General features: G+C 67.8%; 17 protein-coding genes. 7 read left to right on the top strand and 10 right to left on the bottom strand.

The window, feature by feature from the left end:
* Window positions 1-799 precede the first annotated feature (799 nt).
* From ACWF0M_RS36265 to ACWF0M_RS36255, 3 genes are all read right to left on the bottom strand, one after another.
* Entirely contained in the window at window positions 800-1,900 is a 1,101-nt protein-coding gene (locus ACWF0M_RS36265) for a hypothetical protein (protein WP_452240289.1), read from the bottom strand.
* The gene (locus ACWF0M_RS36260; protein ID WP_452240288.1) at window positions 1,897-3,153 is read right to left on the bottom strand and encodes a class I SAM-dependent methyltransferase; all 1,257 of its coding nucleotides are present in this window, start codon (window positions 3,151-3,153) and stop codon (window positions 1,897-1,899) included. The genes ACWF0M_RS36265 and ACWF0M_RS36260 overlap by 4 nt, the downstream gene beginning before the upstream one ends.
* A gap of 96 nt (window positions 3,154-3,249) precedes the next feature.
* Window positions 3,250-3,615 (bottom strand): hypothetical protein, encoded by a 366-nt coding sequence (locus ACWF0M_RS36255; protein WP_452240287.1) that lies wholly within the window; start codon window positions 3,613-3,615, stop codon window positions 3,250-3,252.
* Between the two features lie 163 nt (window positions 3,616-3,778).
* Here ACWF0M_RS36255 and ACWF0M_RS36250 point away from each other — a divergent pair, with 163 nt between their 5' ends.
* Entirely contained in the window at window positions 3,779-4,423 is a 645-nt protein-coding gene (locus tag ACWF0M_RS36250) for an ArsR/SmtB family transcription factor (RefSeq protein ID WP_452240286.1), read from the top strand.
* Between the two features lie 9 nt (window positions 4,424-4,432).
* On the top strand, window positions 4,433-5,704 hold the full coding sequence (locus tag ACWF0M_RS36245) for an MFS transporter (protein WP_452240285.1): 1,272 nt from the start codon (window positions 4,433-4,435) through the stop codon (window positions 5,702-5,704).
* Here ACWF0M_RS36245 and ACWF0M_RS36240 read toward each other — a convergent pair.
* From ACWF0M_RS36240 to ACWF0M_RS36230, 3 genes are all read right to left on the bottom strand, one after another.
* Complete coding sequence (locus ACWF0M_RS36240; RefSeq protein WP_452240284.1) at window positions 5,634-6,734, bottom strand: hypothetical protein; 1,101 nt, start codon at window positions 6,732-6,734, stop codon at window positions 5,634-5,636. The genes ACWF0M_RS36245 and ACWF0M_RS36240 overlap by 71 nt on opposite strands.
* 108 nt (window positions 6,735-6,842) lie before the next feature.
* Window positions 6,843-8,177 carry an FAD-binding oxidoreductase gene (locus ACWF0M_RS36235; protein WP_452240283.1) on the bottom strand — a complete coding sequence of 445 codons (1,335 nt, stop codon included), beginning with the start codon at window positions 8,175-8,177 and terminating at the stop codon, window positions 6,843-6,845.
* A 131-nt stretch (window positions 8,178-8,308) separates the two neighbouring features.
* Window positions 8,309-9,931 (bottom strand): DapH/DapD/GlmU-related protein, encoded by a 1,623-nt coding sequence (locus tag ACWF0M_RS36230; RefSeq protein ID WP_452240282.1) that lies wholly within the window; start codon window positions 9,929-9,931, stop codon window positions 8,309-8,311.
* Between the two features lie 125 nt (window positions 9,932-10,056).
* Here ACWF0M_RS36230 and ACWF0M_RS36225 point away from each other — a divergent pair, with 125 nt between their 5' ends.
* The 4 genes from ACWF0M_RS36225 (at window position 10,057) to ACWF0M_RS36210 (ending at window position 14,566) form a co-directional block, all read left to right on the top strand.
* Window positions 10,057-11,178, top strand: a complete 1,122-nt coding sequence (locus ACWF0M_RS36225; RefSeq protein ID WP_452240281.1) for a LacI family DNA-binding transcriptional regulator — start codon at window positions 10,057-10,059, stop codon at window positions 11,176-11,178.
* A gap of 262 nt (window positions 11,179-11,440) precedes the next feature.
* The gene (locus ACWF0M_RS36220; RefSeq protein ID WP_452240280.1) at window positions 11,441-12,754 is read left to right on the top strand and encodes an ABC transporter substrate-binding protein; all 1,314 of its coding nucleotides are present in this window, start codon (window positions 11,441-11,443) and stop codon (window positions 12,752-12,754) included.
* Window positions 12,754-13,734, top strand: coding sequence for a carbohydrate ABC transporter permease (locus ACWF0M_RS36215; RefSeq protein WP_452240279.1), 981 nt, complete (start codon window positions 12,754-12,756; stop codon window positions 13,732-13,734). The genes ACWF0M_RS36220 and ACWF0M_RS36215 overlap by 1 nt, the downstream gene beginning before the upstream one ends.
* Window positions 13,727-14,566, top strand: coding sequence for a carbohydrate ABC transporter permease (locus tag ACWF0M_RS36210; RefSeq protein WP_452240278.1), 840 nt, complete (start codon window positions 13,727-13,729; stop codon window positions 14,564-14,566). Before ACWF0M_RS36215 ends, ACWF0M_RS36210 begins: the two co-directional genes overlap by 8 nt.
* A 63-nt stretch (window positions 14,567-14,629) precedes the next feature.
* Here ACWF0M_RS36210 and efeB read toward each other — a convergent pair whose 3' ends face one another.
* The 4 genes from efeB to thpR are packed head-to-tail and all read right to left on the bottom strand — an operon-like array spanning window position 14,630 to window position 18,477.
* Window positions 14,630-15,880, bottom strand: a complete 1,251-nt coding sequence (efeB, locus tag ACWF0M_RS36205; RefSeq protein WP_452240277.1) for an iron uptake transporter deferrochelatase/peroxidase subunit — start codon at window positions 15,878-15,880, stop codon at window positions 14,630-14,632.
* On the bottom strand, window positions 15,877-17,004 hold the full coding sequence (gene efeO / locus ACWF0M_RS36200; protein ID WP_452240276.1) for an iron uptake system protein EfeO: 1,128 nt from the start codon (window positions 17,002-17,004) through the stop codon (window positions 15,877-15,879). The genes efeB and efeO overlap by 4 nt, the downstream gene beginning before the upstream one ends.
* 15 nt (window positions 17,005-17,019) lie before the next feature.
* Complete coding sequence (efeU, locus tag ACWF0M_RS36195) at window positions 17,020-17,868, bottom strand: iron uptake transporter permease EfeU (protein ID WP_452240275.1); 849 nt, start codon at window positions 17,866-17,868, stop codon at window positions 17,020-17,022.
* Window positions 17,869-17,913: 45 nt separating this feature from the next.
* Window positions 17,914-18,477 carry an RNA 2',3'-cyclic phosphodiesterase gene (gene thpR, locus ACWF0M_RS36190; RefSeq protein WP_452240274.1) on the bottom strand — a complete coding sequence of 188 codons (564 nt, stop codon included), beginning with the start codon at window positions 18,475-18,477 and terminating at the stop codon, window positions 17,914-17,916.
* A gap of 33 nt (window positions 18,478-18,510) precedes the next feature.
* Between thpR and ACWF0M_RS36185 the strand changes: the two genes are divergently transcribed.
* Window positions 18,511-19,956, top strand: coding sequence for an LLM class flavin-dependent oxidoreductase (locus tag ACWF0M_RS36185; RefSeq protein ID WP_452240273.1), 1,446 nt, complete (start codon window positions 18,511-18,513; stop codon window positions 19,954-19,956).
* The last annotated feature ends 114 nt before the right edge of the window (window positions 19,957-20,070 follow it).

Here is a 20,070-nt window from a genome sequence, read left to right as displayed (position 1 = left end):
CATCCCCCGGCGCCCCCTATTTGTTGGTTATATCCGGGGGGTTGGTGGTTTCCCCTTTGTTATAGCCGGCTACACCCCACAACACCAGGGGATATCCGGCTCTCCTGCCGGAGGTGTGGGTGTTGCGTTGCCCGCCGGCGGGTTATGTGTCCGATGGGGGAAGCAAGAGGCCAGCAGTGACATAACCCGCCAGTGGTGACCTGCCGACGCGCTGGCGTGGGGCTGCCACGCCGGGTGGCCAGCTGGATGATCGGGTTGGTAGCAGCACGGCCCCTCGCAGGCCGAGTGATGTGCGCGCTCGACAGGTAGTACACCGGCGAGATGCCGTACGCATGGACGCGTTCACGCTCAGGTGCACTACCCGCCCACTCGACAGGTCCTGTCGAGCTGCTGATCACACCAGACCGAGCGCCGCCCTGGGACCCGTCGACCACCCACATCAGTCACCAGAGCGGGTTGGTTTCTCCGGCGACGGATTGCCCCTTGGCATACCCACCCACAACCGACTACCAGCGGATCTTCACCACTCACGAACGACGCCTGTCGGCCGATTCACGGCGCCCGCTGAGCGTAAGGCGCACCGACGCCGGCCAGTTGGTGAGTGGTGGAGGTCCACCCAACGCCAGACCGCCGCGCCCGATGGAGTCGCGCCGCACGCTGACCCGGCGGGGTGGGGCGAGTGCTGGCGCGGCGCACGCTGGCGCAGTGGGAGCTGGCGCGGCGCACGCTGGCGCCGTGGGAGCTGGCGCGGCGCACGCTGGCGCCGTGGGAGCTGGCGCGACGGGCGACGGGTGTGAGGTTAGGAGTGGGGGCGGCGGTGGGGGGTGGGTGGGGATTGGCCTGTTAGGCGGGCGTTTTCGGCTTGGCGGTCTTGGCGTTCGCGGCGGCCGGGGGGGAAGGTGATGACGGTGATGATGAGGGCGAAGAGGGCGGCGCCGATGATGATCCAGCGGAGGTTGTGGCTCTTGCCGGCGTCGGAGCTGTTGCTGTCAGTCGTCGCCGGCTTGGGGGTGGCGCTGGCTGTGGGGGGCGTGGATGCGGCGGCCTTGGCGGGCACCTGCACCTGGTAGACAGCCGAGTTCGGGCCTTCGCTGCCGACCAGGACGGTTCCGTCGGTCGGGCCGACGGCAACGGTCTCCCCCTGGCCGAGCGGTGCGGCGCCGCGGGCGATGGCGTTGGGGGTCTCGCCCCAGGCGACGGTCGTCACGTCGACGTACGTGCGCAGCACCACTCGCTGACCGTCCGGCAGGAACGTCCCGTCGGTGATCACCCCAGACGGCGCCGCGGCGAGCTTGGTCAGGTCGTTCGTGCCTTCGCGGGACGGTGCAGGCGGCGCCGCGTAGATCGCGCCGGTGCCCTTGAGAGCCTTGGTGACGATGTAGAGCTGGCTGGTCCCCGGCTCGATCAGCAGGGTCTCGGCGTCGTGGGCCCCGTCGGGGTACTTGAAGTCGAACCGGTGGTACTTGACGTTCGACTGGTCCTCGAGGGTTTCCGGCTCCGGGATCGTATAGATCTCGATCTGGTCCCGGTTCTCCTTGTTGTCGCCGATGTCCGCGATGTAGATCGTGCCGTCCCGGTCCACGCCGAGCGCCTCCACGTCGGTGACCTTCGCACCGAACCGCAGGACGGCTTTCACCTTGCCGGTGGCGTCCAGGGCGAACACCCGCCCGGGGTCACCGGAGTCGTTCACGGTCCAGTAGATCCCCGGGTGCTTGACGCTCTTCGCCAGTCCGGACGATTCGTGGATCCGATCGTCTTGGATCGTGTACAGCTTCTTCGGCGCCGGCGTCGTCGGCCCCGCGTCCACGCTCGCCGCGGCCGGTGACGCGGGCAGCGCCACACCCGCGAGCGTGCACAGCGTCGCCCCCAGCAGAGCGAGCGCGGTCCGGACCTGTCTCACGACACCACCTCGGTGACCGGGGTTTGTTCGGACGGCGGAAGCAGCAGCTGTGCCAACCGCGGCGTCACCTGCCATTCGGTGACCATCGACCGGTACTCGGCCTGCAAGTCCGCGGTCGGCTTGGCACCGGTCCGCGCAGCGCGGAGCAACAGATTGCGCGGCGTGTGCTGACTGTCCACGAACTGCACGACCTCCACCCGGTAACCGACCTGTCGGAGCACAGCCGCCCGCAGGGAGTCCGTCAGGACGTCGGCGAACCGCTCACGAACGATGCCATATCTCGTCATCAGCGCATAAGGCGCCGGTGGTGTGACGCTCTTGAGCTGCTTTTGGATGTCGTGATGACAACATGGGGCCGCGAGCACCAGTGAAGCCTCCCAGCCGACGGCCCGCGCCAGCGCGTCGTCGGTCGCGGTGTCGCAGGCGTGCAGCGCCAGGACGACGTCGGGCCGGACGTCCAGCTCGGCACCCTCGATGGTCGCGTCCAGGAACCGCAGGTGCTCCTGCCAGCCGAGTGCCTCGACCACCCGCGTGTTCCGCTTCCGCGCCGCCGGGTTGTGGTCGATACCGGTCATCCGGACGTCGTGCCCGGCCTCGGTGAGCAGGTGGTACGCCGCCAGCGTGAGGTACGCGTTCCCGCAGCCGAGGTCGACCACCTGCAGTGGCCGCCCAGCCGCGACCCGCCCCGCCGCGACCGCATCGTCGAGCGCCGGCGCGAGCAGCTTGCAGAACTCCTCGATCTGCTTGTACTTCGCCTGCCGGGACGGCTTCACCCGGCCCTGGTGGTCGCTGATCCCGAGCTCGATCAGGAACGGCGCCGCCGGATCGAGCACCCGGCGCTTCACCCGGTCGTGGCCGGTCTCCTGCTCCCGGAGGTCCTCCTGCCGGTGCAGCAGCTCCTTGCCCTTCTTGGTGTACCGCATCCGCAGCGTCTCGCTCGTCGTCTCGACGTGCCACGACCCGTACGACGCGTCGAGGAGCTCCTCGACCGCCTTCTCCAGATCCGCGCCCGCCACGTTGCGCGTGTGCGCCTGGCGCTCGTCGAACTCGGTGATCTGCAGGTGCCGCTGCCCCTTCAAGTCGACGTACCGCACCTCCGCCCGCAGGTACGACGGCGGCTCCAGGCCACGGCGCCGGCCCGAGGCCAGACCGCGCACCAAACCGCTCTGGTCGAGGAGGGCAGAACGGATCACCGCCCGCGCTCCGGACTCCTCCGGCAGCACCGACTCGTCCGACCGCACCTCTGGCTGCACTGCGCCATTGTCCCCGACCCATCGGGTCGATCACAAAAGGGTCTCGCCCACCCACCGTCGCAACCGATGAACCCGCCGCAGTCACCCCCGGCCGGCTCATGGGAGTTGCTGGTCGTCGGCGAGCAGCCCGAGCCCTCTGAGGCGGGTGATGATGCCGCCCTCCTGGCGGCCCAGGGCGGCGACGAGTTCCTCCAAGGTCGCGCTGTTGTTGTACATCTCGATCAGGGTGTGCTCGTCGTCGGGACTCCACTGGCGGAACGCGTTGGGGTGCGTCTTCCGGGCGCGCTTGATCTTCTGGGTCATCGAGCGCAGGTTCAGCGGCTCGAGCGACCGGATCCGCGCCTGCCGGTGGCGGCCGACCTCCTCGCCCTCCCGCCAGAACACCACCGCCCCGTCGTCGAACGTCATCAGGTCGGCCGGCACGTCGCAGTAGTCGGCGTCCTCGAGCATCACGCGCATCATCGCTGGTTCTCTCCATTTCCTCGGTGGATCCGTGGTCGACAGAGAAGATGCCGCGATCCCGCCGCCTCCGACCCACCGATTCGCAACCTGTGGACAACCGAACCGCACAACTTCTTTGCAAAACCTATTTGCAAAGAGTCTTTGCAGTCCTATGCTCAGAACCATGAGCGACGAGAACCAGGGCGTGGAGAACCAGAGCGAGGGGAAGCAGGGCGAGGGGAAGCAGGGCGTGGAGCCGGCACGCACGGTCCAGCTGGACCGCCACCTGGTGCGCGCCCTCGCACACCCGACGCGGAACCGGATCCTGGGCCTCCTCCGGGTCTACGGCCCGCAGACCGCCACCACCCTGGCCGGCCGGCTCGGCGTGAACACCGGTGCGACCAGCTACCACCTCCGCCAACTGGCGGAGGCCGGTCTGGTGGTCGAGGACGACAGCCGCGGCAACGCCCGCGACCGCTGGTGGAAGTCGGCGCACCAGGGCACCGAGTTCAACGCGGCCGAGCTGCTGAACCAGGAGCCCGAGCTGGCCCTGGGCTTCCTGCACGGCGTCGGCCAGACGTACGCGGAGAACATCTTCGGCTTCATCGACGCGATGCAGACGATGCCCGACGACTGGCGCGACGCCAGCGTGCTCTCGGACTACTTCTTCCACCTCCGGGCCGACCAGCTCGACGCGATGATGCGGGAGGTCATGGCGGTCCTGGAGAAGTACAAGACGCCGGACCTCACCGCTCCGCTCCCGGAAGGCGCCGAGCAGGTCACCGTGCAGATCCAGGCGTTCCCACGCGAGACGCGCCAGCAGGACTAGGGGGCGACGATGAAGAGAAACCGGGCGCCGTTGGCGGCGTTCCTGGTGGCGAACGTGGTGTCGATCTGCGGGACCCGGGTCAGCGCGATCGCGATCCCGTGGTTCGTCCTGATCACCACGGGGTCCCCGGTCAAGACTGGTCTCGTGGCGATGGCGGAGATGGCGCCGCTGGTCATAGTGAAGGCAATCGGCGGGCCCCTGATCGACAAGGTCGGGGCACGTCGGATCAGCGTCGTGGCAGACACCGCCAGTACAGCGGTGGTCGCACTGATCCCCCTCCTGCACGAGCTGGGCCTCCTGCACTTCCCAACCCTGCTGGCACTGGTCGCGATCGCCGGTGCACTGCGTGGACCAGGCGACTCCGCCAAGTCGACGCTGATCCCGGACATCGCCCGGGTCGCGCGGGTCCCGCTGGAGCGAGTGACAGGCCTGGAGAGTACGACGGAACGCCTGGCGGGATTCTTCGCGTTCGCGCTCGCCGGCGGCCTCATCACCCTGGTCGGAGCAGTCAACGCCCTCTGGATCGACGCGGTGTCGTTCGGCATCTGCGCCGTACTGATCGCCCGCTGGGTCCCCAAGTACGCAACGCCCGCACCAACGGAAGAGCAGGGCTACGGCCGCCAACTGCTCGAGGGTTGGACGTTCCTGCGGACCGAAAAGCTCCTGCTGCCGCTGGTCGTCATGATTGCTGTGACCAACCTGCTGGACGCCGCGACCAGCACGGTACTGCTGCCCGTCTGGATCAAGGATCACGGCTACGGTCCTGGCCACACCAGCCTGATCCTCACGTCGTTCGGAGTGACGGCGACGCTGTTCGCCTTGCTGGCATCGGCGATCGGTGACCGCATCCCCCGCAAGCTTGTCTTCACGGTCGCGTTCCTGATCGCCGGAGCGCCGCGCTTCGTGGCAATGGCCACTGATGCGCCGGTCTGGACCCTGATGGCGGTGTACGCCGTCGGCGGCATCGGAGCCGGCTTCATCAACCCCGTGCTCGGCGCGATCCAGATCGAACGGATCCCCAGCCACCTGCTCGGCCGGGTCAACTCGCTGTCCAACGCTGTCTGCTGGACCGGCGTACCGCTTGGTGGTCTCGTAGCTGGTGGGGCCGTCGCGGCCATAGGTCTAGCGCCTGCACTGCTTGCAGGTGGCGCGATCTATCTGATCGCAACCATGTCACCGGTGCTGATCGGCCGCCACGAGCAGTGGAGAGCTACACCGGGTCCGACGGATCCTCAGGGAACGGCGGCAGATCCAGATCGGGTGGCAGTCGGAGCGTCTTAGCCTTCGTGGCGTTGTCCAGCTCGCGTCGCATCCGGTCTCGCTCCGCCCGGAGCAGCCCCAGCATCACCAGGTCCAGCAACATCCCACCGGCGGCCGCGAACTGCGTGGCGGCGAACTGGAAGACCTGTGTCATCAGCAACGACACCAGCACCGCCAGCTCGAACAGCCGGACCGCCCTGGCGCGATTGCCCTTCCGCAACGCCAGGGCGCCGCGCACCGTGAACGTTGCCGACAGCAAACTCCCTGCCGCCACACCGAGCACCGGGAGGTGGTTGAGTCCTTCACCCAGCACAGCAGCGATGACCAGCGCCGCGACGAACTGCACCGCCAGTGCGGCGACGGCGATCGGCGGCGCCTTCGGGTGGGTGGCGAGGCGCTCGAACCCACGCTGCAGCGCCTGCCAGGCCGCGTCCACCGGAGCGGCCAACTCGACCTCGTCAGGCGGACATGCGGCAAGCAGCTCGGACGTCTCCCGCCGCCCCTCGACCTGCGCGGGTACGGCGCGCAGCAGCTCCGCCGCCTCGGCACGGCGCCGCCTGGACAGACCGCCCGCGACCCCTTCGACCGTGTGGTCGATGACGTTCGCCAGCTCCTCCCGCGGGTCGATCGGCCGGCGCGTGGTGAGGAAACGGAACCCGAGCACGATCAGCACGAAGACGACGTACACGATCGCGGCTGTCGGCTTGTAGAAGTAGTTGTTGTCCGAGGTGACGAACTTCCCCACCTCGTCGATGAACAGCCCGAACCCGATCCCGCCGACCGTTGCCGCGGCCGGTCGCACCACGGGCCCGACGTACCCGAGCAGCAGGGAGATCGCGATCAGCATCAGCAGCCCGCCGGGCAGCACGTGGGCGATGTGCAGGCCCTTGCCGCCGATCTGCGGGTACCCGCTCAGGCTGAGGATCAGCCGAGTGATCAGCACCGTCGCGACCCCGGACACCACGAACGTGGTCAGGTGCTCCCCTGAACGCACGTTGCGGACCAGGCCGGCCCGCATCAGGTACGACGAACGCTCACCGGGGGTACTCATGCGCCCACACGTTAGCGTCAGCGGAGGAAGGCCGCCACGACGACGATGGCGACCAGGGCGGCCAGTACGAGCGAGGTCACCAGTCGGCGCGTGCGGGGGTCCACGTGGTCAGGGTAGGGGGAAGTTCCCCGTCAGTGCGCCATCGGGGTCGACCCGCTGCTTGATCTCACGCAGTCTCGCCAGGTCCGGCTCGCTGAAGCAGTCCGTCAGCGAGCCCCACGCGGACAGTCCGGTCGGCGGCATGTCATCGGCGCGCCACGGCGCCAGCGTCTCCTGCAGCGACCGCAAGGCCGCCACCGCGCGCTCCTGCAGCTCCGGCGACGGCACGATCGACACCGCCAGCACCATGTACTGCGCTGCCGGGTCAGCCGAACCCACTCCGGGGCGGCTGACGACACTACTGGCCCGCAGGTGCCGGATCTGTGCCTGGAGGATCAGCGACGGCTGACCGCAGTACTCGATCAGCGTGCTGATCAGCTCCGGCGTGAGCTCGTCAAACGTACTGGTGATCAGCGAGAGCGCCTGCGGCAGTGCAGGCACCGAGTTCAGCTCCCCCACGCCGCTCGGCTGGAGCGGACCGATCGCGTCCACAACCGGCGTACCCGCCGCCCGGATGGTCGCCAGCACGCCCTCAAGCGCCTCTGGCTCGTACGGCGTGATCACGTCGACGATGCAGAACGACTTCCCGCGTACGTCGTCCGGCACCGCCGGGGACTGCGGGTAGTACATCAGGTACGCCCACAGCGTCACCTGCTCCGGCGCCTCCTGTGTCGCCTTCGCGTACGCCGTCAGCACAGCCTCGGACTGCTCGATCGGGAACATCAACCGCCCACCGGTGATGGCCGGAGCCTCATGTAGCTCTACCTCGGCCGAAACCACCACACCGAAGTTCCCACCGCCACCGCGCAGCGCCCACATCAGGTCGGGGTCGACCGTGTCGTCGACCCACCGGCGCGTACCGCTGCCGTCAACGAGCTCCACGGCCCGCAGGCTCGCCGCACCACTCCCGTATGGGCGTGAGAACCACGAGAACCCACCACCGGTGCAGAAACCGACCACGGAGATGTTTCCGGTCGAGCCAGGCAGTCCGGTCAGCCCGGTGCCGTCCAGTGCGGTCTGCACACTCCCCCAGCGCACGCCAGCACCTACCCGTACGACGCGGGCGTCCGTGTCGACCCGCAGGTCGTCGAGCGCGTCGGTCCGCACCACGATCGTCCCGTCGAGCGCGGGCGTCGCTCCGTGCCCACCTGCTTGCGCCGCCACCTTCAGCCCATGCGCAGCGGCGTACGCCACCACATGCTCGACGTCGGTCGGCGTAGCCACCTCAACCACGGCTACGGGCTGCTGGTCGACGGACCGGTTCCAGCCACGCCGCACCTGCTCCCAGTCCGGGTCGTCAGGTGTCACCAGTCGTCCAGTCAGTACGCCACGCAGTTCCTCCATACCACCCACTATCACAGCCGCCGGCACGCACCAGCGGTCACAGCCCCACACGGTGTCCTCATGCCCACCCGATCGGGCACACCGCGATATCCGAGAAAGGGATTGGCTGGCGACGACCGGACGGTCGGGTGTTAGCGGAGGTTTGTCAGGGGTTCGGGGCGGTGTACGCCGCGGGGGCGGTAGCCGAGGGCGTCGGAGAGGCCGAGGTAGTCGGACAGGAGCCAGATGATGGCCAGCCACATCTCGGTGCCTTGCAGGCCGGGGATCGCGCGGTCGTCGGTGCCGTCGGGGGCGAACGCGAAGCCGGCGCCGTCGATCCAGCGGGGCAGGATCGCGCGCAGCTGCGCCTCGGCCCAGCGACGGCCTTCCTGCTCGCCGTACGTCGTCTGCTTGCGCGCCAGCCACAGCGGGTGGATGACGTCGAGAACGTTGCACGCGTTGTAGTTGTCGCCGGTGAACATCCGCCGGTCGTTGCTGTGGGCAAGTACTGTGGCGACGGCCTGCTCGGGGTACGGCAGCGGGAGCCCGAACTGGGCGTAGGTCCCGCGGGTAAGGCGGTAGAAACCGTTCACGACCTGCAGCAGTCCGTCATCAGGATGCGGCGAGCCCCACACGCCCGTCGCGGAATCGGCGTGGGTGAGGAGCCAGCCCATCAAGAGTTCGAGTGCCCCGGACTCCCGGTGATCGTTGAGCGCCAGCGCCGTACCGAGACCGTCGATGCCGGAGCCTGCCGACCAGGATCTCCTTGCCCAGGGCAAATTGTCGAGATCGTCGAGGGTGAAGTCCGTCGTGATCTGGTGCTCGAAGCTGCTGCCGAGCACCTGGAGGGCATAGCCGACACACAGCACGTGGTAGCTCGCGGGCCCTTGCAGGACTGAGAGTTCGGCGTCCGACGGTTTGCCGAGACCGTCGTCGGAGAGGTCTCCGGGTGATACCAGTCCGGTGGCCGGATCCTGGCGCGCGCGGAGCCGCCGGACGAGGTCGTCACGGGTGTGGCCGGCCGGCGTCCGGCGTACCAGCAGGTCCGCGATCTCGATCGCGTCGCACCACGGGCGGATCTCCGGATCGCGGTCGATGCCGGGACGGTCGACGAAGCGGGAGCCGTCCCAGCAGCGCGCGAGTACGTCGTCGGTCTGCTCGCGGGCCTTTGCGGCGAACGAGTTCAGCAAGGTCGGTAGATCACCTGACATGGATGCTCCTGTCCGCGAGCGGAGGATACGGGCGGGGTTGCCGGCCGCGACCGAGTCGGCCGGGATGTCCTTGGTGACGACCGCGCCGGCGCCGATGATGGTGTGCGGGCCGACCGTGACGCCGTCGAGGATCGTCACGTTGGAGCCGATCCACACGTCGTCGCCGATCGTGATGCCGACCGCGGTGTGCGGCTGCTTGAAGATCGGCTCGCCGGGCGCGGTGCCGTGGTTGAACGCAAGCAGCGACGTGTGAGCGCCGATCCGGACGCCGTCGCCGATCACCACCTTGCCGCGGACGGCGGAGAACGGGTTGATGGTGGAGTCGGAGCCGAGCGAGATCTGCCCGGTGACGTAGGCGTGCGCGGCGATGTACGAGCGCTCTCCCATCCGCAACTCGTCGCAGTACACGGCGGCGGACTCCGCGACGTACACGTCGGCGGCGAGTTCGACCGACCCGCTGAGCCGCGCCTGCCGCTCAATCTGCCGCTCGCGCTCCGCGTCCGAGGCCTTCCGCTTGTACTCCCAGGGCAGGAAATCCAGTCGCAACGGCTCAGTCGGCAGCATGGGAAAACGCTATCCAATTCTCGGGACGCAATCCAGCCCTGAAAGGCCGCTGCTAACCTCCCGTCTGACATGAACACTTTTCCGTCTGTGCGAGGGGCGGCCGGGCGATGACGACGAGCGGACCCGTGGCAGACGGCGACGACAACAGTGACGGCACGACCGACGGCACGACCGACGGCATCAGTGACGGCACCGGTGACGGCGGCGACGGTACGGCGGGCAACACCCGCCGGAGCCACCGAGTCACGATCAGCGACCTCGCCCGTCGACTGCACATCTCGAAAGCGTCCGTCTCGTACGCGCTGAACGGCCGCGCCGGGGTCAGCGACGAGACCCGGCAGCGGGTGCTCGACCTGGCCGAGGAGCTGGGATTCCACCCGAACTCCGCCGCGGTCGCACTGTCCGCGAGCCGCACCCGGACGATCGGGATCGTGATCGCCAGGGACCCGACGCTGATCTCGACCGAAGCGTTCTACATGCGCACCCTGGTCGGCATCGAGAAGTACCTGAACGAGGTCGACTCCTCGCTGCTGCTCCGGCTCACGGGCGAGCAGGGCGAGGATCTCGACGTACTGCGGCGGTGGTCGCGGCAGGGGCGCGTGGACGGGTTCATCCTGTTCGACGAGCACGACGACGACCCGCGGATCCCGGTGCTGAAGGAGCTCGGGGTGCCGTGCGTGGTGGTGAGCTCGAACGCGCCGGACGACGCTGTCGGGCGGCTGATCAGCTCGCCGGACGAGACCGTCTCGCTGCTGCTCGATCACCTGGCCGGGTTCGGGCACACGAACATCGCGCACATCAGCGGGCCGTTCACGTTCATCCACGAGCGGCTCCGGGTCCAGACGTTGCAGGAGCACGCAGCGCGGCACGGGATCACCGTGCGGCATGTCGAGGGCACCTATCGGTACGACGACGGCGCCGAACTCACGCGCCAACTGCTGACCGGGCCGAATCCGCCGACCGCGATCGTGCTCGGCAACGATCTGATGGCGGTCGCGGCGCTCCGGGTCGCGATGGATCTGGGTACGGCGGTGCCCGGTGAGGTCTCGATCGTCGCCTGGGACGACTCGCCGTTGTGCGAACTCGCGCGGCCCGGGATCACCGCGGTCGACCAGAAGACCATGGAACGCGGCCGCGCCGCCGCCGACCTGCTGCTCCGGATCGTCACCGGCGACAACACCCTCCACGAGGAAGCCCCGGCCGGCGAACTCCGCCACCGAGAGTCCTCCGGACCAGCCCGCTCCTGACCCTGCCCCCGGAACCGGAGGGTTGCCCCGCGGGTGGGTGGGTTTGGGCGCAGTTTGAAGACTGTGTGAAATCGGGTCGTTCCGGAGAGTGTTGGATTGCGTTTTCCGGGCCCTGGGTGAAGGTTGATGGGGTCACGAGGTCGTAACGAACACGGCCCTACTGAACCGGTTAGGGTTACGGAACTTAACCGGTTAGGCCAGTATGGGGCCGATCCGCCTCCGCAGGTCTGCGGAGGCTCGAGACGGGACGAGGGAGTCCGACGTGAGACTGCGTTCGCTTGTAGCCGCGGTTGCGGCGACCGCCCTGGGAATCAGCCTCGCCGCCTGCGGTGGCGGCAAGGACGATTCCTCCGGCGGCAGCACCGGTGACCAGACGCTGACCTACTGGGCCAGCAACCAGGGCACCAGCCTCGACAACGACAAGGAGGTCCTGACCCCGGTCCTGCAGAAGTTCACCCAGGAGACCGGGATCAAGGTGAACCTCGAGGTGATCGGCTGGAACGACCTGCAGACCCGGATCCAGACCGCGATCACCTCGGGTCAGGCGCCGGACGTGGTCAACATCGGCAACACCTGGGCGGCCTCGCTGCAGGCGACCGACGCGTTCCTGCCGTTCGACGGCGACGCGATGACCGCGATCGGGGGCAAGGACAAGTTCGTGCCGACGGCTCTGGCGACCGGCGGCAAGGAAGGCACCGACCCGACCTCGGTCCCGCTCTACGGTCTGGCCTACGGCCTGTACTACAACAAGGCGATGTTCGCCGCGGCCGGCCTGCAGCCGCCGAAGACCTGGGAGGACATGGTCTCCGCGGCCCAGAAGCTGACCAACTCGGCGAAGAACCAGTGGGGTATGGCGCTGGCGGCCGGCAGCTACACCGAGAACGTGCACTTCGCGTTCATCAACGCGGCGCAGAACAAGGCCGACTGGTTCAACAGCGACGGCAAACCGACATTTACCGGTGACGGCAACGTGCAGGGCGTCCTGCGGTACCTCGACCTGATGCAGAAGGACAAGGTCGCGAACCCGTCGAACGCGCAGTACGACAACGGCACCAAGTCGGTGAACGACTTCGCCACCAAGAAGGTCGCGATGGTCATCAACCAGAACAACGCGGACTCCTCGATCGTTGCCAACGGCATGAAGGCCGGCGAGTACGGCGTCGTACCGTTCCCGGCTCCGGCCGGCGGCGAGCAGGTGGCCAGCCACGTGGCGGGCATCAACCTGTCGATCTTCAAGAACACCAAGCACAAGGACGCGGCGCTGAAGTTCGTGAAGTACATGACGGACGCGAACACGCAGACCACGCTGGGCAAGCCGTTCTCGTCGCTGCCGGTGCTGAAGGACGCGAAGCCGGTCTTCACCACCGACGCGGCCGAGGCGGCGACCTTCCAGGACGTCTACAACACCAAGTCCAAGCCGCTGCCGCTGGTGCCGGCCGAGGACCAGTTCGAGAGCACTGTCGGCAAGGCGATGAACGCGCTGTTCGCCAAGATCGCGACCGGCGGGACGGTGACCGCCGACGATGTGAAGGCGGCGCTGAAGACCGCCGAGGACCAGGTGGCGGCAAGTAGCTGATGTCCCTCGCCACAGAGCAAGCTTCGCCGGCCGCCACGCGGCCGGCGAAGCCCAAGACCAAGCGCGGTCTCGAGCACCGGCCCGGGCTGAGGCGGTGGCTGCCGTACGCGCTGCTGGCCCCAGCCGTGTTGCTGGAACTGTTCATCCACATCATTCCGATGCTGGTCGGGATCTGGATGAGCTTCGTCAAGCTGACCAAGTTCTTCATCGCGAACTGGTCCTCCGCGCCCGGCGCCGGACTCGGCAACTACAAGGTCGCGCTGGACTTCAACAACGCGGTCGGGCAGGGGCTGCTGAAGTCCTTCGGCGTCACGGTCGTCTTCTCGCTCGTCACGGTCGCGTTCTCGTGGGTGCTCGGGATGGCCGCAGCGGTCGCCCTGCAGCCGGAGTTCCGCGGCCGGGGCATCATCCGCACCTTGTTCCTGGTCCCGTACGCGCTCCCGGCGTACGCCGGAATTCTGACCTGGAACTTCATGCTCCAGCGCGACACCGGCGCCGTGAACCACGTGCTGACTCAGCTGCACCTCACCGACGGGAAGCCGTTCTGGCTGATCGGCAGCAACGCGCTGATCTCGCTGATCACGGTGGCCGGCTGGAAGCTGTGGACGTTCGCGTTCCTCACCCTGATGGCCGGTATGCAGAGCATCCCGCGGGACCTCTACGAGGCCGCGTCGGTGGACGGCGCCGGCAACATCCGGCAGTGGCGCAACATCACGCTCCCGTCGCTGCGGCCGGTGAACCTCGTGCTCGTCCTCGTGCTGTTCCTGTGGACGTTCAGCGACTTCAACACGCCGTACGTGCTGTTCGGTACGGCGCAGCCGCCGGCCGGTGACCTGATCACGTTCCACATCTACAACGCGTCGTTCCTGACCTGGAACTTCGGTACCGGGGCGGCGATGTCCGTGCTGCTGCTGATCTTCCTGATGATCGTCACCGGCGCGTACCTGCTCGTCACCGGAAGGAGGTCGCGTCGTGCGTGAGACCCGAGGTTTCAAGATCTACCGCGGTGTCACCCTCACAGTGCTGGGATTGTTCGTCCTGATCCCGCTGTACGTGATGATCACGTCGTCGCTGAAACCGCTGAAGGACGTGCAGGGCGCGTTCACCTGGTGGCCGTCGAACCTGACGCTGGCGCCGTTCGTGGACATGTGGAAAACAGTGCCGCTGGCCAGGTACTTCGTGAACTCGACGATCGTGTCGGTGGCGGCGACGGTGTTCTCGGTGGCGATCGCGATCCTGGCGGCGTTCGCGGTGTCGCGGTTCAAGTTCCGCGGCCGGACGGTGTTCACCACCACGGTGCTGTCGACGCAGATGTTCCCCGGTGTGCTGTTCCTGCTGCCGTTGTTCCTGATCTTCGTGAACATCAACAACTCGTTCGGGCTGCAGCTGGTCGGGACGCGGCTCGGGCTGATCATCACGTACCTGACGTTCAGCCTCCCGTTCTCGATCTGGATGCTGGCCGGGTACTTCGACAGCATCCCGCGCGAGCTGGACGAGGCCGCTTTGGTGGACGGCTGCGGCCCGATGGGCGCACTCTGGCGGGTCGTCCTGCCCGCCGCGCGCCCCGGGGTGATCGCGGTCGCGATCTACTCGTTCATGACCGCGTGGGGCGAGGTGCTCTTCGCCTCCGTGATGACCACCGAGGCGAACCGCACGCTGTCCGTCGGCCTACGCCAGTACTCCACGCAGACCAACATCTACTGGAACCAGATCATGGCCGCCGCCCTGGTCGTCAGCGTCCCCGTCGTGATCGGCTTCCTCCTCGCCCAACGCCACTTCGTCGCCGGCGTCACGGCGGGCGCGGTCAAGTAGCACCCCGTTACGTCCGAAGAAGTGTGGGCTATCGGCCACACTTCTTCGGACGCAAAGCGGTGATTACGTGAAGAGCTTCTCGCCCCAGTAGGTGCCGGGGGTTACTCCGGCGGGGCAGGCGAAGATGGCGGAGCCTACGTGGTGGATGTATTCGTTCATCGTGTCGCTCTTGGCGAGCTGGTTCTGGATGGGGATGAACTGTTTGCGCGGGTCGCGTTGGTAGGCGAGGAAGAACAGGCCCGCGTCGAGGCGGCCGAGGCCGTCGGAGCCGTCGACGAAGTTGTAGCCGCGGCGGAGCAGTTCGGCGCCCTTGTTGAACTGAGGGTGCGCCAGCCGGACGTGTGAGTCGGTCGGCACCTTCAGCCCGCCGTCGGAGTTCTTGGCGTTGAAGTCGATCGCGTCGAACTCGTCGGCCTTGCCCAGCGGGGCGCCGGTGCCCTTGCCGCGGCCGATGATGGTTTCCTGCTCGCCGAGCGACGTACGGTCCCAGATCTCGATGTTCATCCGGATCCGCCGCGACACCAGGTACGCGCCGCCGACCATCCAGTCCGGGCCGTCCTCCGGCTGCACCCAGAGCTGCTCCTCGAGCTTGTCGGCTTCCTCGAGCTTGAGGTTGTTCGTCCCGTCCTTGAACCCGAACAGGTTCCGCGGCGTCGCCTGCGCCCGCGACGTCGACGACGTACGGCCGAAACCGAGCTGCGAGTACCGTACGGCGACGCGCCCGAACCCGATCCGCGCCAGGTTCCGGATCGCGTGGACGGCGACCTGCGGGTCATCGGAACACGCCTGTACGGCGATGTCGCCGCCGGACCGCGCCGGGTCGAGGTCGTCGCCGATGAAGTGCGGCAGGTCGACCAACGCCTTGGGGCGCTTGTCCGCGAGACCGAACCGCTTGTCGAACAACGACGGCCCGAACCCGACGGTGATCGTCAGCCGCGCCGGCGGCAGGCCGACCGCCTCGCCGGTGTCCTCCGGCGGCGCTTCGCCCGGCCCGTTGACGGCGCCGTACTGACCGATGTCGCGACCGGCCGTGAGCAGCGCGGCCGCGGCGGTCCACTCCTTCAGCAGGGCGATCAGGTCGTCCCGCTTCGTCGTGGTCACGTCGAAGGCGGCGAAGTGCAACCGGTCCTGGACCGGCGTGGTGATCCCGGCCTGGTGCGGGCCGTGGAACTCGACCGGCCCGTTGTTGTCCGCGGCCTGCGACTCTTCACCGGCCAGCGCCGAGTGAGCGGCGTACCCGGCGACTCCGGTGGCGACGGCCGCGCCCGCGGCTCCGAACAGACCGCGGCGCGAGATTCCTTTACGGTCGCTCATTTCTTCGCCAGCACTCCGGCGACCTTGCTGACAGGCTCGGCCAGGCCGTCGACGACCGCGCCGAGGGCCTTCTTCTCGGCCTCGGTCGCGGTGTACGGCTTGAAGCCGTCACCGTCGCGGTACTTGTCCAGCGACGCGAACACCGCCTTGAAGTTGGTGTCCAGCTGGGTGACGAGCGCCGGGTCCCGCTTCTGCAGGGCCGGGCGGAGCGCCTGGATCGCGGCCTGCGAGCCCTCGACGTTCGCCTCGAAGTCCCACAGGTCGGTGTGCGAGTAGCGGTCCTCCTCGCCGGTGACCTTGCCGGTCGCGACCTCGTCGAGCAGCTCCTTGGCGCCGTTCGCCAGCTGCAGCGGGGTGAGCTTCACGACCTTCGCCTTCGCGACCACCGTCTTCACGTCGGTCAGCAGCCGGTCGGCGTACTTCTCCATGCCCTTGGTCGAGTTGGAGACCCAGAGCGCCTGCTCGATCCGGTGGTACCCGGTCCACTCGGTGCCCGGCTCGACGTCGTTGACGCGGGCGTCGATCTTCGGATCCAGGTCGCCGAACGACTCGGCGACCGGCTCGATCCGCTCCCAGTAGGTCCGCGAGACCGGGAACAGCGCCTTCGCCTTCGCGACGTCGCCGGCCTTCACCGCGGTCACGAACTCGGTGGTCTTCTGCTCCAGCGCGATCGCCTGAGAGTTCACGTACCGCTGGTAGCTCTCGGTCGCCTGCTTCAGCGCGGTATCGGTGTCGACCTGCGCGGCCGCGTCGCCCGTGACGTTCAGGTCGCCGCGGATCCCGTCGCCGACCATGCCGGGCTTGCAGACCGCCTGGTACTTGCCGGTCGGCAGCTCGACGATCAGCTCCCGCTTCAGGCCCGGGCCGATGTTCTCGACCTCACCCATCACCCGGTCGCCGTCGGCGTACACATAGAACTCGGTGACCTTGCTGCCGCCGTTCGTGACCGAGAACGTGCTGGTGCCGGACTGCACGTCACGGCGGCTCAGGTCGCAGCCCGAGTCGGACGCCTTCACCGACACCGGGCCGGTGCCGTCGTCCTTCGCCGCGGGCTCGTCCTTCGCACACGCGGTCAATGCCGTGAGGCCGAGGACGACACCGAAAGTGGCCAGAGTGGTGCGCATTACTTCTCCTGGGATTCAGGCCGCTTTGGGAGCGGTCGTCGTCGTGACGGCGGGCGGTGCGGGGCTCTTCACCGGAAGGAAATAGAGCACCATCACCGGGACGAGGTAGACGACCCACGCGATCGCCTCCAGCACCGACGGCGCCGGGTTGAAGTTGAAGATGCCCTTCAGCAGTACGCCGTACCAGCTGTCCGGCGGGATCACGTGGGAGATGTCGAACGCCAGCGTGTGCAGTCCGGGCAGGATGTTCGCTTCCTGCAGGTCGTGGAAGCCGTACGCGAAGATGCCGGCCGCGACCAGGATCAGCACCGCACCGGTCCACTTGAAGAACACCGCCAGGTTGATCTTCACCGCGCCCTTGTAGATCGCGACGCCGACCAGCACCGCGGTCGCGAGCCCGAGCAGGACACCGACGAACGGTACGGCGGTGGTCGCGGTGGCGGCCGACGCGTACACGATGAACGCGGTCTCGATGCTCTCCCGGAAGACCGCCAGGAACGCCAGGATGACCACCGCGCGGGAGCCGACCTCGAGGGCCTGGCCCATCCGCTCGCGCAGCTCCCTGGCGATGCTGCGGGACGCCTTGCGCATCCAGAAGATCATCCAGGTGACGAAGCCGACCGCGAGGATCGACATCACCCCGCCGACAGTCTCCTGGGTGGTGAACGACTTCGCGGTCAGAGCGGTGACGAACTGGAGCAGACCCCAGGCCGCGACCGCCACGGCGAGCGCCGAGGCGACACCGATCCAGACCAGTTTGAGTCGATCCCGGTGGCCCGACTTGACCAGGAAGGTGGCGAGGATGCTGACGACCAGCGAAGCCTCGAGTCCTTCACGAAGTCCGATCAGGTAGTTCGCGAGCATGGCGGGACTCTCTCAGGATATTAGGTACGGCTAACCTTCCTGAGGTTAACCTAAGAAGTCCCATTCGCCTACCGTGACGTACGCCGCACTGTGGCCCGGTCCCTCGCCCAGCCGGGACTCGATCAACTGCACGCTGCCCGCTGTCCACACAGGGCTTTCGTAGGTGTCGAAGACGCGCACCCACCTGGTGACGTCGATCGGCTGCCGCAGCCGCGCGAGCGTCAGGTGCGGCGTGAACTTCCGGCCCTCGACCGTGACGCCGGCTCGGCTGGCGGCCGCGCGCGTGGTCATCGACAAGTGTTTGAGCGACTCGGTCTCGTCGCGCACTCCGGCGTACAGCACCCGGGCGTCCGGCACGCCGGGGAAGGCGCCGGCTCCGGCCAGCTGCAGCTCGAACGGTTTCTGCCGCTTGGCGGCCAACTCCAGCCGCTCCTCGAGTTCCTCGGTCTTCCAGTCCGGCACGTCACCGAGGAACGCCAGCGTGAGATGCCAGTGCTCGTCCGCCGCCCACCGGATGTCGTCGTCCGGATGGTCCCGGCGCGGCTCGACGAACTCGCTCAGATCCTCCGCTACTTCGAGAGGTGGCACTACGGCCACGAACAATCGCATCCGAAAATCGTATCGGTGGTGGAAACTGCTTTTGTGTCCGAGTTCAAACTGCCGTCGCCTTGTATGGTGATCCTGGTGGGTCCGGGGGCGTCCGGGAAGTCGACGTGGGCGGAGCAGCACTTCGGGGCCGAACTGGTGGTGTCGAGTGATCGGCTGCGGGCGTTGGTCGGGGCCGGTGAGGACGACATCGCGGCGAGTGCCGATGCGTTCGCGTTGCTGGAGGAGGTCGTGCAGCAACGGATCGGGAGGCGGCTGACGACCGTCGTCGACACGTTGGGGCTGGACCGCGAGAAGCGGGTCCGATGGCTCGGCCTGGCTCGTGCGGCTGGGATGCCGTGTGTGGCGGTGAGTTTCGACACGCCTGCTGACGAGTGCCGGCGGCGGAATCGGGAGCGTACGGCGAAGCGGATCCCGGCCGACGTACTGACGTCGCAGCTGCGGACATGGGCCTCGGTGAAGGAAGAGCTGCAGACGGAGGGGTACGACGACGTACTGCGGCCGACTGCGGTGCGCGTAGTGCCGAATGCGTTCGTGGAGTCGGCTGCGGCGCATGCGCGGCAATCCGAAGCTCCGGTGGGGTTGCGGTTCGGGTTGCAACTGAGCAGATATCCAGGCGGTCGGGAAGGCCTGGCTTCGTGGATTCGCGAGGTGGCGGAGCGGGCCGAGACGGTCGGGTTCGACGCGATCTACGTGATGGATCATTTCCGGCAGATCCCGCAGGTGGGGCGGGCGTGGGAGGACTTCCTGGAGAGCTGGACGACGCTCGGGTACCTGGCCGCCTGTACGACGCGGGTTCGGTTGGGGACGCTGGTTTCGGGCATCACGTATCGCAACGTGGCGCATCTGGGGAAGATCGCGGCGACGCTCGATGTGTTGAGTGGCGGGCGGGCCGTGTGCGGGGTCGGGCTCGCGTGGTTCGAGGCGGAGCACAAGGCGTACGGCTGGCCGTTCCCTCCGGTGCGTGAACGCTACGCGCTGCTCGAGGATGCCTTGCAGGTGTTGCCGATTTTGTGGGGACCTGGCAACAAACCGTTCCACGGCAGCGTTATCGACGTACCGGACACCACTTGTTATCCGCGTCCGCTGCAGGAGCATCTGCCCGTGCTCGTCGGCGGGAGTGGGCCGCGGACGCTGCGCCTGGCTGGGCGGTATGCGGACGCAGTGAATGTGTTCGGGGATGTCGCCGCGGTGCGGAAAGCCGCGACCTACCTCGGCGACAGGCCGGTTGAGCTGACGCATCTGTCGACAACCCTGGTCGGCAAGGACTCGCAGCAGTTGGACGAGCTCGTACGGCGGTTGCGTCCGCGGAACGTGAACCCGGCTCGCTATGCGGCGTCGGTGAACGCCGGCACCGTCGATGATCAGATCGGGCGGTTCCGCGAGCTGTCCGAGGCCGGGGTGGCCGAGGTGATGATCAGCCTCCCCGACCTCGACACCCTCGACACGATCGCCGACGTGATCTCAGCGTTCCGGGTGTAGGTCGTGGCCGGTGGTCCAGCGCCGTCGCGAGGAGGTGCTCGGTGCGGTGCATCGGCGTGCGGGGGCGAAGGTCTCGATGCGGAGCATCGTGGCCTTTGCACCCGTGCGGCGAGG

Source organism: Kribbella sp. NPDC055110 (genome assembly GCF_053607525.1).
The sequence above is the reverse complement of the archived record's forward strand: the minus strand, read 5'-3'. Positions and strand labels throughout refer to the sequence as shown.